Raw genomic sequence first — 12,538 nt, 5'->3', positions numbered from 1 at the left:
TTATTTAGCTTCGTCTTCACACTGTAAAACAACCGTTAAAGGTGGCTGATAGGCGCGTGGTTTAGTTGGAAAACGTTCATACTCCTGCACCCCATCAGTCACTCTTAGCATAAATGGTTTGTCTCTACATAAGCGGTTTGCATGGCGCAGTAAGAATACGCTTTGATTGCGAAAGTGCTTGTAGTCGTCAGACTGAATTTCGAGGTGGTAGCGGCCGTCGGCTAATGCAGTTTGGTTATAATGGACTTTCTCGTCAAAATCATAGAGTTTTTCTGTTTCGCCTTTTGCAGCTTGCGCATAACTGCACCCCGCTAATATTAAAAAGGCGCTGATTAATAGTGCTTGTGTACTTCTCACTTCACTCATAAACACTTAACTCCATGTGATTAATACCTTGTTTCATCGTGATGTTGAACCTGAATTAGCATCCATAGTCAAACTAAGGTAACGTTATGTCTTACATGTAGTTTAACACCCAAAAAGGGAAAATGTGATGCTCAATAAAATAAAACAGCTGTTTTCAGCTTTGAACGATACCCAATCTAATATTTCTGAGCATGACCTAAAAACCGCCGTTGCTGCGTTATTAATTGAGGTTATGCGAGCAGATGATGAGTTACAAGATGATGAGCAACAGACCCTGAATGAGACCTTAAAGAAGTACTTTTCTCTTACCGATGAAGAGGTTCAAGAGTTAGTTGCAAGTGCGTCTCAGCACCTTGATGATGCGATAGATTATTTTCAGTTTTCAAAACAAATCAATGCCCAATGCATTGCCGAGCAGCGTATTGATATCATCGAGCTGTTGTGGCGTTTAGCCTACGCAGATGGCAATTTAGATAAGCATGAAGAAATGGTTATTCGCCGCGTTGCAAGCTTACTGTATGTAACCCACGAAGATTTTATCGCTGCTAAGCTAGCAGCGACAAAACTAAGTTAGCAATTATTTATTTAATTTGCTCGCTACGCTCACAAGTTGCTGGGCAAGGCTGGCAACTTGCTCGGCTGTATCAGCATCGCTGATGCGGCCTTGTTCATCTAGTTTTGTGTGGATAGCAGAAACTGCTAATTGATCAGCAAGTATGATACTGCCAATTCCTGATAAAATATCACGTACGTGATTTAAACCTCGTAAGCCGCCTAAACCACCTGGCGAAGCTGCATAAAGCGCCGTGATTTTATTACGAAATGCTGGAACCGCGCCTTGCTCTGTACGGGATGCCCAATCGATTGCGTTTTTAAGTGGTGCTGTAATTGAACCATTATACTCTGGACTAGCTAATAAAATGCCGTCAGCAGCGCGAAGCTTATCTTTTAACAATTGTGCGCCGGCTGGCGTGCCTTGCGCTTCAATATCTTCATCAAATAAAGGCAAGTTTAAATCGCTTAGTTTTATCACTTCTACTTCTGCACCACTTTCGAGGGCGAAGCGTGCAGCTTCATTAATCAGTTTTTGATTAAAGCTGTCTTTACGTAGACTGCCTGCTAGGGCAATAATTTTTGGTGCTGTCATGATGGCTTCCTTTTTTAAGCTTCACTGTTGTTGATACACTCACTGCTGATACGTTCACTGTAGCAAAAAACAGCTTGCAGAAAAGCCCAATAAACGCAAAACTTATGTGCGTATATGCACACAAGGAGCCGCTATGGCGATTCAATTTGATGATTGGCAAGATGTAAAAGTTGCTTACGAGGTGGCAAGGCTCGGTACGTTAACCGCTGCTGCCGAATCACTGGGGGTTCATCACAGCACGGTTCTAAGACGAATTAATAATTTAGAAGACAACCTTGATGCGCGGCTATTCCACCGCCATGCCCGTGGTTATACAGTGACAGAAATTGGCGCTAAGTTATTTGCTACAGCTAAATCGATTAACGTTGAGCTTGATAAACTTCACAACGATATAATTGCTGCTGACAGTCAGTTGCGAGGGAGTTTATTATTAACCACTGTCAGTGGTTTTATTGATGTGCTGAGTGATGTGTGTGAGCAGTTTCAAAATCTGCATCCACAAGTGCAGCTCGAAGTTATTCTTGATCAAAACCGTTTACGCCTTGATCATGGTCAGGCGCACATCGCTGTGCGAGCAGGCCCTCGCCCTGATGAAGGCGACTATATTGCTCAGCATTTAGCTGAGCTTTCGTCGGGGTTTTATGCCTCAAAAAGTTATATTGAAAAGTACGGCATGCCAAAGAATATTCAGCAGTTACAGCAGCATAGTTTTGTTTCTGGAGTGGCTGGCTATAACGGTAAAGTGCCTTATTTTGCATGGGTTGATCAGCATATTGAATCAGCGCAAATTAAGTTACGTGTATCTGAAACCTCGGAAGCCACGCGGGCTATTGTTAGGGGCTTGGGGATCGGTGGTTTACAGCATGAAGTGGCGAGCCAATACCCTGATTTGCTGCCTGTACTTCCTAAAGAGCTGAGCTGGCCAACAGACCTTTGGCTGGTGACACACCATTTGGTACATCGCACAGCCAAAGTACAAGCATTTAGCCAACTTTTAAAAGCCTATTTTAAAGCGTTAAAAGCTTAAACAGATTTTTTAATGCTAATGCCTAGCCGTTTGGCTAGGCGCACAAGGTTGGCTCTATCAACGCTTAAACTGCGCGCTGTGGCAGCCCAGTTTAGGTTGTGTAGTTCAAGTTGCTGCATGATAAGCTGATAGCTAAAAGCATCGGTTGCCTCTTTGAGCGATAAGCCAGTGATTTTTTGTTCGTTAACAGCATCTGGGCTTGGTGTAGCAATCGCAGTTTTATCAATATCACAATGCTGAGGCTCGATTGTGACAATGCTTTGTTGCCATTGCTGTTGCTTTGCTTTGAGTGCAGCACGACTAATGACATGTTCAAGCTCTCTCACATTTCCAGGCCAATCATATTGGCGTAGTAGTAATTGTGTATCAATACTGAGCTTAAGTTGTTTAATGCCAAGCTTTTTAGACGTTTGCTCAATAAAAAAACCCGCGAGTAAAATAACATCGTTATCGCGCTCTTTTAATGGTGCAACATGCAATGGGTAGACGCTTAATCGGTGATAAAGGTCTGCACGAAAGCGTCCTGCAGCTACTTCTTGCTTTAAATCTCGGTTGGTTGCCGCAATCACTCTGACATCGACATAGCGGCTTTGGTCTTCCCCCACCGTTTGTACTTCACCGCTTTGTAAAACGCGTAATAGCTTACTTTGCATAGCGAGCGGAAGTTCGCCAATTTCATCTAAAAATAAGGTACCGCCATCGGCGAGTTGAAACTTACCCTGACGAGCAGTATGTGCGCCAGTAAATGCCCCTTTACTGTGACCAAAAAACTCACTCTCTGCCAAATTTTCAGGTAATGATGCGCAGTTTAGGTGGATCAACGGCATATCACGGCGCTTAGAGTTTAAATGGATATTACGCGCAACCAATTCTTTACCAACCCCAGTGTCTCCTTGAATTAATACGCTAAATTCTGAGGCAGCAACCAGCTGGATATCATTTTTAAGAGTCGTCATGGCTTGGCTATTGCCAATAATTTCAACACCTTCTCGCGTGAGTGCCTCGATATTAAGCTGCTGTGCAACTTGGTGGCTATGCTGTGCGTGTTGCCTAAAGTGCTGCAAGGTCAGGGCATGCTCAACATAGCCTGCTGCAAGTTGTTTCAATTGGTTGAGCTCGTTAATAGTTAAAGCGTCAAAGGCATGTTCATCTAAGCTATCAAAGGTTAAAACGCCAAGCAGTTCGCTGCTAGCTTTTGTGCTAAATAGCGGCACGCCCATGCAGGCATGAACTGGAAAGTCGCCATGCTGGCTTTCTAATAAGCCGTCATAGGGATCAGGGAGACCACAATCTTTGGCGAATTTAAGGGGCTCAGTACCACGGCATATTTCAAATAAGCGAGGATGCTCCATAATTTTAAAACGCCTTCCTAACGTATCGTCCGAGAGTCCTTGCTGGGCTACGGGCTTTAATACATCGCCTTGTTTTAATAATAAGGCGACTGCATCACATTCAACCCAATCATTAATGCAACTCAATAAATAGCTGAAATTGTGATCAACACTGCTTGCTTTCGTAAGGGCAAGTGCAACATCAAGAATTGATTTTTTGAGTGGCATGTCAATTTGACCTGAATATGTTTTTTTGATGCTTTTGATAGTGTGTCATTTTGACATTTTTATCAAGTATTTAATTTTAATGTATTGATATTAATTGGTTTTTATTTTTGGCTCGAACTGTGCAATAGCTAAGGAAATTAAACGCTGAGAGCCCTAATGAAAGTCATTAACTTAACTGAACCTATGCCAAGTAGTATTAAATTTTATCAAATCAATCAGTGGCCGTTATGGGCATTAGCATTTAGGCCTTTTTTCTTGGCTGCTAGTGTTCTAGCTGTGTTTGCAATGAGTTACTGGTTATTAATTTTGGCGGGAGTTGCGCATTGGTATTTAGCATTGCCGGCAACCCTTTGGCATGCTCATGAAATGTTGTTTGGCTTTGCTGGCATAGTTGCTATGGGATTTTTGCTAACCGCTGCGCAAACATGGACAGGCGTCCCTAGTGTCAGTGGCATTAAGCTTTGTTTGCTCAGTGTTATCTGGCTTGCTGCAAGGCTTAGTTTTTTTATTGATATTGCTGGGGTCGAACAGCTAAACCTTTATATTGTAAGTATATTGCAGCTAGCATGGTGGCTGGCTGGGATTATTATTCTAGCTGACATGCTGATACAAGCGAAAAGTAACCACAACTATTTATTTATCGTTATCACATCTTTGCTTTGTGCGCTAAATATGATTTTTTTGAGCTTAGTTGTGCTTAATAAAATGTCGCTTGCGCTTAGTGTTGTTGATACTGGCGTGCTGATCATGACTCTTCTAGTTGGCGTTCTAGCTGGTCGAGTCGTACCGTTTTTTACCGCGCGAGGTCTTAACTTGAGTGAGCAAGTTAGAACGCCAAAGCTTGATAAATTAGTTGTGTTTAGCTCATTTTTTGCCATTACATGGTTCTTTATGAGTCAGCTGTTTTTTAGTGCGATGAGCACTGGTTGGATTTTTGCTTGGCTTGCTAGTTTACATGCCACAAGGTGTGTTTTGTGGTGGCAAAGAGGGGTTTTAAAAGTACCTCTGCTTTGGTCATTGCACTTAGCTTATTGGGCTTTATCTGTGGGTTTAGGACTCATTGCATTAAGTTTTTATAGTGCCAGTATTTTATTCAAAGACGCACTTCACCTGATCACTGTCGGCACCATTGGCTTGATGATAATTGCCATGATGGTGCGTGTATCTCATGGCCATACTGGCAGGGCACTGCAAGTCCCTACGTTTATTAGTATGGCATTCGTATTAATTGCTTTCGCTGCCATTGTACGCTCGGTACTTCCTCCTTTTTTAGGTCACCATCTTACATGGCAGTTAAGTGCTTTGTTGTGGGTTGTTGGCTTTAGCTTATTTTTATTTCATTGTGCGCCCATCTTAGTGAATCGTCGTGTTGATGGTCGCCGCGGTTAAACTCTCTAATAGGAAAAACTATGTTATCTGAAAAAACGATCCAGATTGTTAAAAGTACTTTGCCGTTGCTTGCAGAAGCAGGACCTCAAGTTACTGAGTATTTTTATGATCGTATGTTTATCTACAATCCAGAGCTTAAAAATATTTTTAATATGACTCACCAGCAATCAGGTACTCAACAATTTGCGTTGTTTAATGCCTTGGCTGCCTATGCTGCAAATATTGATAATTTGGCAGTATTGAAAAGTACGCTTGCGCGTATTAACCATAAACACACCAGTTACCATATTTTGCCAGAACATTACCCCATTGTTGGTGGGCATTTGATTGCAACTTTAAAAGAGTTACTGCCTGAGCAATTTACGCCTGAGGTCGAGTATGCTTGGCGTGAAGCCTATTCACTATTGGCTGATGTATGTATCAACGAGGAGATGGCGTTATATCAAAAAAACAAAAAGGCAACGGGCGGCTGGTTTGGTACCCGCACTTTCACCATTACAGAAAAACGTATGGAATCTGCGCAAATTTGTAGTTTTACATTAACGCCTACTGATGCAAAGCCTGTTGTAGCGTATTTACCGGGTCAATATTTAGGGATTAAAGTAACGCCAGCGAAGAGTGATTTAACTCAAGTTAGGCAATACTCTTTATCGCAGCAAAGTAATGGCCGCAATTATCGCATTAGCGTGAAAAAAGAAGGTTTAGTGTCTAATTATTTACACAGTTTAAGTGAGGGTGATGAAGTAGAAATTTATCCACCCGCAGGCGACTTTGTGCTTCGTGAAATTGATTCCCCTATTGTGCTAATTTCAGCGGGAGTTGGTCAAACCCCGATGATGGCGATGCTTGAAACATTATTGAGCAATCAACATAGCAAGCCAATCCATTACTTGCATGCTTGTGATAGTCAAACGCAGTTTGCCTTTAAAGAGTATTTATTTAAGCAACAGCAAGCGCACGCTTCATTACATTGTGTTACCTGGTTTAAGGATGGCAAGGGAGGGGACTTTGCGGGCTTAATGGATGTAAATCACATTGCTGATAACTTACCAATTAGCGAGGCTGACTTTTACCTATGTGGTCCAATCGCATTTATGGCAATGATAAAAGAGCAGCTGCTAAGTTTAGGGGTTGCAAGTGAACGAATTCATTATGAGGTGTTTGGACCTCACCAAGCGCTATAATGAAAAAGGGCGCAGCTTTTGCTGCGCCTTTTGTTAGTTTACTTCGCACTCTACATTAGGTAGTGGAATACGTAGCTCTTTTTTAGGGTAGTAAAGTAGGCATTGCTCACCTGATTTTTGTAAAACAAATTTCTCAGAAGGAATTGCATGAGCGCCCATAATAGGGAGGCCATCCGGCCCTTTGTTGGTGCCGTGATCAATCAATAGCTCTGAACTTTTAGTAAAAACATTGTCGGCTAGTGTGACGATAGCACCACCTTTGGCGGATTGAATAGCCTGCTGTAACTCCGTAATCACACCTGGATTTACGCGAACAAGCGTAGCATCTTGCGGTTGCTCCGCTTGGGTACTTTTACAGCCCGCTAAGCTTGCCAGTAAAGTGCAGGTTAATAACAGTGTTTTATTCATTATTACCTTCCTTCGCTGGTAGCGGACGGGTTAAATCCATATTATTTTTGTAAAGCGGTTGCTTAATTGTAAGTGGTAGCCCTGTTTCTTGAATTGCTTGTGATGTAAAGCTTGGTTGCTTAGCACTTGAGGACTCAACCACAATTGGGCAGGTATTATTTTCAATGTGATAAAGCGCGGTTGCTAATAAGCTCTCTTCGCTATCACCTAGTTTGTGATCAAAGTCATCTGTAACCTCGCAGCCTTTTATGTCTGCATCAAACTGGGGGGAAGGTGTTGGTTTAAATCCATCGGCGTATTCCCCAAAGCCTTTATAGTTTGCGCCTGAAAATTGGATTGTATAATACGTGGTTGCGCAGTTATGTGTTGGTGTAAAGCCATAAGGCTTGCCGCAGGTCGTATCACCAATAAGTATGACTTCTGCATCTATACCTTTTAAACCATTTATAAACGCTTCTGACGCAGAACAAGTTCCGGCTGTACTTAGTACATATACTTTAGATAAGTTGAGATCAGGAAGTCGGCTATTGGTTGTTTGAAATGTAGAGTAATCTATTTCACGGTCAATAAATGGGTAAGGAGCCTCTTGCGGCTGTTTGTCGTTTTGAATCGTTTGATAGTAATAGAAATCATCGGTATTAGCAGGACCCGCAACCATATATGCAAGCTGCGATGAAAGCGCTAATAAACCGCCGCCGTTATATCTAAAATCGATAACCAACTCATCAATATTATCAGCTTTGAACTTATTCACAGCACTTATCAGTTCAGGTTGAGCAATGCTGATAAAGCTATTAAATTGCATATACCCAACTTTTGTACCGTTCTCAGTTGTTAAGGTATCAACATTCTGAACGGGCGTTTGAGCAATATTACCGGCTACTAGAGTAAACGACTTTTCAGTACCATCATTACTGCGTACAACAAAGTTATGGGCGTCACCAGCCGTAGGTCTAAATAGCGCTTCATTTAAAATATCTACGCCTTGTTGGGTATTAGTGTCAATACTAACGTCGTCAACCATTAAAATAGTATCACCGCGTTGTAACCCTGCATTTGCAGCAGGTGAGTCATCCTCTAAATAGGCAACACGTAGCTCTCGTGGCGGAACATTACTGATAAATACCCAATTAATTCCATAACCAGAAACAACCCCAGATTGAGCTTCTTTAAAATACTCTTCAGTAGGTCTGCTAAAATGAAAGTTATCTTTAAAAGAACCCGAGTCCGTCGTTTCGAATGTTTTTAACTGGTCGAAATAAGCGGCGACAGAGCTGAAATTATCAGGATTGTTGTCTTCTATTTCGTCGTACCAAAGGTAGGTTTCGTCACTCCATGAACGTAACCACATCTTCTCGGTAAACTCAGAGCCAGCAGTATCTGGGTAAGGCTGATTATTGTTATAAGGATCATTGCCTGTTCGTGGTACGGCGCATTGATCTTTAAATTCACTTGATGGCTCAAAAACACCAGCGGTCCAAGTGGGTTCTGAACTTGTTGGTGGCGGGTTTGTTGTGTTGTTATTGCTCGAAGAGCCACCGCCGCCACCGCAGCCAGATAGAGACGCGCCTGAGACTGCTAAAAATATTGCTAAGGCGAGTTTATTATTGTTAAACATATTTGCTTCCTTTCCGATAGTATTTCTTAAAAATTAGCAATTACTGTATCTGAAAGCAATAAATTGTAGCGCCTCAAATGTAAATGAATGTGCTTTTAGTTATAAAGACTTACGGTTACTAATTTCAGCTACTTTGAGCTTCTGCCATGACTCAAATAGCTTACGTTGTTTGTTAGATATTTTTAAGCCATAGGTTTTTTGCATATAAAAGTAGGTATCGGCTATTTGCTTTCTTGCATAAATCGGTGGCTCAAATACACGTTGCTTAAAATCGATTTTTACTGGGCAAGCTCCATAACTGGCACTAGATGTTGCGACTATTCCGTAGCGAAAATTAGAACGGTCTGCATTGATCTCGCCAATAGCTGGAGCGAGGTTATTTATGTCGGCTTCCATTTGACGAAATTTTTCACTGACCTTAATGCAGTTTTTACGTCCGCCATCCTGCCAGCATTGTAATTGATGACCAAACTCCCACGCAGGTACTATATGCTCCCATTCTATTCTTTTTGCTCGAGCGTTTTCGTTTCCTGAGCGGGTAATGGCGTTTCTTGGAATATAACCACAAGCTTCAGGGTCTGGTACAAGCTTTTTACCTTGGCGCTTTATATCGCAGCCACAATATAAGCTTTTACTATTGCTTGGTAGATTCTTAATTAAGTGCTTTTTTGCACTGTAAAAGCTCGAAAATTGTTTAGCGGATACAGGGGAAGTAAAAATTAAACAAAGGGTTAAATATAGAAATAAACGCATATCCATCACATCAGTGAACTACAGGAGCAGCCATTTTAGAGCTACTATTCTAAAAAGGAAAAGTTTTTCAACTCAGCTATAGTTGTTAGGCCGTTTATTAGAGGAATTACAACTATGTTATTAGGTGCTTTTTCTGTGAGTTTAAATGTGAAAGATATCCATGCTTCAAAGCAGTTTTATGAAAAACTTGGCTTTAAAGAATTTGCCGGCGAAATCGAGCAGCATTGGTTAATTATGAAAAACGGCGAACATTTAATAGGTTTGTTTCAAGGCATGTTTGATAAAACCATGCTGACCTTTAACCCAGGCTGGGATCAAAATGCTGAGGCACTGGTAGAGTTTGCCACTTTTGAGCAATTAGCCGCGCATTTTCAGCAACAAGGGTTAGAAATACAAAAAGCCGGTGACGCGAGTTTTATTATCACCGACCCAGATGGCAACCCTATTTTGATTGACCAGCACGTTTAGCAGGCTTTTTACGTTTTAAACGAATGTTCTGTAGCAATAAAATAATCCCCGTAATACAAAACAGTACGCTGGTGGCCGAAAAGCTAATTAGAAGTGGGTTATTAAAGTTTTCGCGCTCATCATAATCCATGATGTGTAGCATCCAGAAAAAGTCGAAAATGCGCCATAGGGAGCTGCGCACTGTAATGACTTTACCGGTTTGGCTATCTAAATATAAGGTTGTTGTCAGCCAATCATCAAAACTCACTTGCCAAACATTGGCCTTGTGAGCCACTTCTCTTGGTCCTTTGGTTAACAGCTGTGCTTGCGTGATATTTGCGTTAATAAGTAAGTGAGTTCTCGCGTTTTCAATTATTTGTGCTTTATTCGGCGCAGGCATTTTATCACCTGTTCTGCCATCAAAATTAAAGGAGCCGCTCGGTGCCGTGACTTCTATGATTGGCGACTCTAAAAAGTGGCTGTACTTGATACTTTCAATTTGTTCAAATTGTGCCGTTATTTTATCGATAGAAGCAGAGTAGTCTGACACTAAGAAAGGGTTACTTAGACTGCGATTTGCTAGATGTTTTCCATGCACTTTTTCAAGCGGCAATGAACTCATTACAAGCCCACCTAATAGCCAAAAAAAGATCTGCAAAGCAAGTAAATAGCCTAGCCATTTATGCCCTTTACGAGCATATTTGAACATGCGTTTATTCATTACCACCCCGTTATTATTGTTATATGGGCGCTATTTTAGGTTGTTTAGCTGTATTGCCAATGCGGCAAAATGTCGCATTAACTGTATTCTAGATTTGGTATATATACAAAACTGAGTTAAAGTTTCAGTCGATATCAATAGAGGATAAAAACGAGAGTATGTCGGAAATTCAATTTTTAAATGTAGATCTGGAGCTTGAATCAAAGCACGATATTAGTGCGCTTGTTGCTGATTTGAAGAAAAACGCTATGGTTTTACATTATGACCAAGATGAATACCGTCAACTTGCACGCATTGAAGCAACTGCAGATATCAGCTCTCCAGACAAAGCGATTAACCAGCTTTGCGAATTAATTGAATCTTGCTCGCGCAATGCATTAAAGCAGTGGTTATCTTGTTCAAAACGTACATTTGATTTAGGGTTTGAATCGGGTAACTCGCCAAAGTGCTTTAACCAACCCCTGCATGCAGATACCTTGTTACGTATCTCAGCAATTGGCGCAGGGATTGAAATTACTATTTATCCAGTCGAAAAGTAAACTGAATTTAGCGCTCTACGACTGCTGCGGTCATTCTTGATACGCAGCACAGCTCCCCAGCAGCATTGGTAATTTTGATATCCCAAACAGAGGTGCGCTTACCTAAATGAAGTGGTTTGGCCGTTGCCGTTAATGTCCCTTTTCGAGACGCTTTTATGTGGTTGGCATTAATCTCTTGACCAACAGCATAGAATTTATTGAAATCAATCACAAAGTTGGCTGCATAGCTTGCCACTGTTTCTGCTAACACAACGTTTGCTCCGCCATGAACCATGCCCATAGGGTTATGGTGTTCAGGAATTGCAGGCATGGTGGCCACTAAATAATCATCGCCAATTTCAGTCACCTCAATACCCATCGTTTTCATTAAAGTGCCTTGCCCGGTTACTCCTTGTTCCAAGTCTTTACATTGCTCCAGCGTGATTGGATGGTGCCAAATACTCATTGTGTTTCCTTAACATGCGAATTAAAGCTAATACCTTATGGCATCTTTCATTGCGGTTCAATGTTAGTTTTGTAGCAATATGATGGAGTTAATTTAAATTTGCGATTTTCAAATAACTGTATATACTCACAGTTAAATGTACTGTATGGAAAACCAGTTGTATGCGCCCATTAACTAAACGCCAATCGCAAATCTTAGAACTAATTAAAGTCTTTATTAAAGATACAGGCATGCCGCCAACACGCGCTGAAATAGCTCAAACATTGGGTTTTAAAAGTGCCAACGCCGCTGAAGAACATCTAAAAGCACTGGCAAAAAAAGGCATGATCAAAATGAAGCCTGGAGCGAGTCGTGGTATTCAGTTGATTGAAGAAGATGAACCTGAGCAGTTAGGTTTACCTTTGATTGGCCGTGTTGCAGCTGGTGAGCCAATTTTGGCTCAGGAGCATGTCGAAAGTCATTGCCAAGTTGACCCTACGTTATTTAAACCAGCCGCTGACTTTTTACTACGTGTAAATGGCATGAGTATGAAAGATATTGGTATTATGGACGGTGACTTGCTTGCAGTACATAGAACGCAAGTTGCTGAAAATGGGCAAGTTGTTGTAGCTCGAGTTGATGAAGATGTAACTGTTAAGCGGCTAGAAAAAGCAGGTCGGAAAGTACTTTTACACGCTGAAAACGAAGAGTTCTCACCTATTGAGGTTGACCTTGAGCATGAATCTTTCAATATTGAAGGGTTAGCTGTAGGAGTCATTCGTAACGCTGACTGGATGTAGTTGTCCCTTATTTGGTGCGCTAAATTGACTCAATTTGGTGCGCCATTGTGTTTTTGCCACTTAATTAGGATTTGTGAATCCTTACTCTTTATTTAAAGCCTTATATGGCGCAGTTTTCCTCTCTTTTTGTATATTCTTCGTATACCACAACATTAA

General features: G+C 41.4%; 15 protein-coding genes. 7 read left to right on the top strand and 8 right to left on the bottom strand.

The genetic code is table 11. The annotated features are described in order from the left end of the window. A complete protein-coding gene (locus tag J8Z25_RS15995; RefSeq protein WP_130050302.1) occupies nucleotides 1-366 on the bottom strand; it encodes a hypothetical protein in 366 nt (121 codons plus the stop codon). A gap of 127 nt (nucleotides 367-493) precedes the next feature. Here J8Z25_RS15995 and J8Z25_RS15990 point away from each other — a divergent pair, with 127 nt between their 5' ends. Next, nucleotides 494-940, top strand: a complete 447-nt coding sequence (locus tag J8Z25_RS15990; protein ID WP_250661412.1) for a tellurite resistance TerB family protein — start codon at nucleotides 494-496, stop codon at nucleotides 938-940. A 3-nt stretch (nucleotides 941-943) separates the two neighbouring features. Here the strand turns inward: J8Z25_RS15990 and J8Z25_RS15985 are convergent, their stop codons facing one another. Next, a complete protein-coding gene (locus tag J8Z25_RS15985) occupies nucleotides 944-1,513 on the bottom strand; it encodes an NADPH-dependent FMN reductase (RefSeq protein WP_130050304.1) in 570 nt (189 codons plus the stop codon). Nucleotides 1,514-1,646: 133 nt separating this feature from the next. On the opposite strand from J8Z25_RS15985, the gene J8Z25_RS15980 reads away from it, so the two are divergent. After that, a complete protein-coding gene (locus J8Z25_RS15980; protein ID WP_130050305.1) occupies nucleotides 1,647-2,540 on the top strand; it encodes a LysR family transcriptional regulator in 894 nt (297 codons plus the stop codon). Here J8Z25_RS15980 and norR read toward each other — a convergent pair. Continuing rightward, nucleotides 2,537-4,099: a nitric oxide reductase transcriptional regulator NorR gene (norR, locus tag J8Z25_RS15975; protein WP_250661411.1), complete on the bottom strand. Its 1,563-nt coding sequence runs from the start codon at nucleotides 4,097-4,099 to the stop codon at nucleotides 2,537-2,539. The two genes, J8Z25_RS15980 and norR, sit on opposite strands and share 4 nt — an antisense overlap. Before the next feature lie 156 nt (nucleotides 4,100-4,255). Here norR and J8Z25_RS15970 point away from each other — a divergent pair, with 156 nt between their 5' ends. Beyond that, complete coding sequence (locus J8Z25_RS15970; protein WP_130050307.1) at nucleotides 4,256-5,488, top strand: NnrS family protein; 1,233 nt, start codon at nucleotides 4,256-4,258, stop codon at nucleotides 5,486-5,488. A 20-nt stretch (nucleotides 5,489-5,508) separates the two neighbouring features. Beyond that, complete coding sequence (gene hmpA / locus J8Z25_RS15965; RefSeq protein ID WP_250661410.1) at nucleotides 5,509-6,672, top strand: NO-inducible flavohemoprotein; 1,164 nt, start codon at nucleotides 5,509-5,511, stop codon at nucleotides 6,670-6,672. 33 nt (nucleotides 6,673-6,705) lie between these two features. On the opposite strand, the gene J8Z25_RS15960 is transcribed toward hmpA, so the two are convergent. From J8Z25_RS15960 to J8Z25_RS15950, 3 genes are all read right to left on the bottom strand, one after another. Then, nucleotides 6,706-7,080 (bottom strand): hypothetical protein, encoded by a 375-nt coding sequence (locus J8Z25_RS15960; protein ID WP_130050309.1) that lies wholly within the window; start codon nucleotides 7,078-7,080, stop codon nucleotides 6,706-6,708. Further along, on the bottom strand, nucleotides 7,073-8,698 hold the full coding sequence (locus tag J8Z25_RS15955; RefSeq protein WP_250661409.1) for a S41 family peptidase: 1,626 nt from the start codon (nucleotides 8,696-8,698) through the stop codon (nucleotides 7,073-7,075). The genes J8Z25_RS15960 and J8Z25_RS15955 overlap by 8 nt, the downstream gene beginning before the upstream one ends. A 99-nt stretch (nucleotides 8,699-8,797) precedes the next feature. Continuing rightward, complete coding sequence (locus J8Z25_RS15950; protein ID WP_372799670.1) at nucleotides 8,798-9,451, bottom strand: endonuclease; 654 nt, start codon at nucleotides 9,449-9,451, stop codon at nucleotides 8,798-8,800. 114 nt (nucleotides 9,452-9,565) lie between these two features. On the opposite strand from J8Z25_RS15950, the gene J8Z25_RS15945 reads away from it, so the two are divergent. Then, entirely contained in the window at nucleotides 9,566-9,919 is a 354-nt protein-coding gene (locus tag J8Z25_RS15945) for a VOC family protein (RefSeq protein ID WP_130050311.1), read from the top strand. Here J8Z25_RS15945 and J8Z25_RS15940 read toward each other — a convergent pair. Beyond that, a complete protein-coding gene (locus J8Z25_RS15940) occupies nucleotides 9,894-10,619 on the bottom strand; it encodes a PepSY-associated transmembrane domain-containing protein (protein WP_130050312.1) in 726 nt (241 codons plus the stop codon). The two genes, J8Z25_RS15945 and J8Z25_RS15940, sit on opposite strands and share 26 nt — an antisense overlap. 158 nt (nucleotides 10,620-10,777) lie before the next feature. Here J8Z25_RS15940 and J8Z25_RS15935 point away from each other — a divergent pair, with 158 nt between their 5' ends. Then, a complete protein-coding gene (locus tag J8Z25_RS15935) occupies nucleotides 10,778-11,158 on the top strand; it encodes a hypothetical protein (protein WP_130050313.1) in 381 nt (126 codons plus the stop codon). A gap of 7 nt (nucleotides 11,159-11,165) precedes the next feature. Here the strand turns inward: J8Z25_RS15935 and J8Z25_RS15930 are convergent, their stop codons facing one another. After that, a complete protein-coding gene (locus J8Z25_RS15930) occupies nucleotides 11,166-11,603 on the bottom strand; it encodes a PaaI family thioesterase (RefSeq protein ID WP_239977545.1) in 438 nt (145 codons plus the stop codon). A gap of 161 nt (nucleotides 11,604-11,764) precedes the next feature. On the opposite strand from J8Z25_RS15930, the gene lexA reads away from it, so the two are divergent. After that, complete coding sequence (lexA, locus tag J8Z25_RS15925; RefSeq protein WP_130050315.1) at nucleotides 11,765-12,382, top strand: transcriptional repressor LexA; 618 nt, start codon at nucleotides 11,765-11,767, stop codon at nucleotides 12,380-12,382. Nucleotides 12,383-12,538: the final 156 nt, after the last annotated feature.

It is taken from the genome of Pseudoalteromonas sp. SCSIO 43101, assembly GCF_023650775.1.
GTDB lineage: Bacteria > Pseudomonadota > Gammaproteobacteria > Enterobacterales > Alteromonadaceae > Pseudoalteromonas > Pseudoalteromonas apostichopi.
This window is presented reverse-complemented; position numbering and strand designations above follow the sequence as displayed.

Coding starts and splice junctions, on each gene's coding strand:
- J8Z25_RS15995 (WP_130050302.1), bottom strand. CDS start 366: ATGAGTGAAGTGAGAAGTACACAAGCACTATTAATCAGCGCCTTTTTA.
- J8Z25_RS15990 (WP_250661412.1), top strand. CDS start 494: ATGCTCAATAAAATAAAACAGCTGTTTTCAGCTTTGAACGATACCCAA.
- J8Z25_RS15985 (WP_130050304.1), bottom strand. CDS start 1,513: ATGACAGCACCAAAAATTATTGCCCTAGCAGGCAGTCTACGTAAAGAC.
- J8Z25_RS15980 (WP_130050305.1), top strand. CDS start 1,647: ATGGCGATTCAATTTGATGATTGGCAAGATGTAAAAGTTGCTTACGAG.
- norR (WP_250661411.1), bottom strand. CDS start 4,099: ATGCCACTCAAAAAATCAATTCTTGATGTTGCACTTGCCCTTACGAAA.
- J8Z25_RS15970 (WP_130050307.1), top strand. CDS start 4,256: ATGAAAGTCATTAACTTAACTGAACCTATGCCAAGTAGTATTAAATTT.
- hmpA (WP_250661410.1), top strand. CDS start 5,509: ATGTTATCTGAAAAAACGATCCAGATTGTTAAAAGTACTTTGCCGTTG.
- J8Z25_RS15960 (WP_130050309.1), bottom strand. CDS start 7,080: ATGAATAAAACACTGTTATTAACCTGCACTTTACTGGCAAGCTTAGCG.
- J8Z25_RS15955 (WP_250661409.1), bottom strand. CDS start 8,698: ATGTTTAACAATAATAAACTCGCCTTAGCAATATTTTTAGCAGTCTCA.
- J8Z25_RS15950 (WP_372799670.1), bottom strand. CDS start 9,451: ATGCGTTTATTTCTATATTTAACCCTTTGTTTAATTTTTACTTCCCCT.
- J8Z25_RS15945 (WP_130050311.1), top strand. CDS start 9,566: ATGTTATTAGGTGCTTTTTCTGTGAGTTTAAATGTGAAAGATATCCAT.
- J8Z25_RS15940 (WP_130050312.1), bottom strand. CDS start 10,619: ATGAATAAACGCATGTTCAAATATGCTCGTAAAGGGCATAAATGGCTA.
- J8Z25_RS15935 (WP_130050313.1), top strand. CDS start 10,778: ATGTCGGAAATTCAATTTTTAAATGTAGATCTGGAGCTTGAATCAAAG.
- J8Z25_RS15930 (WP_239977545.1), bottom strand. CDS start 11,603: ATGAGTATTTGGCACCATCCAATCACGCTGGAGCAATGTAAAGACTTG.
- lexA (WP_130050315.1), top strand. CDS start 11,765: ATGCGCCCATTAACTAAACGCCAATCGCAAATCTTAGAACTAATTAAA.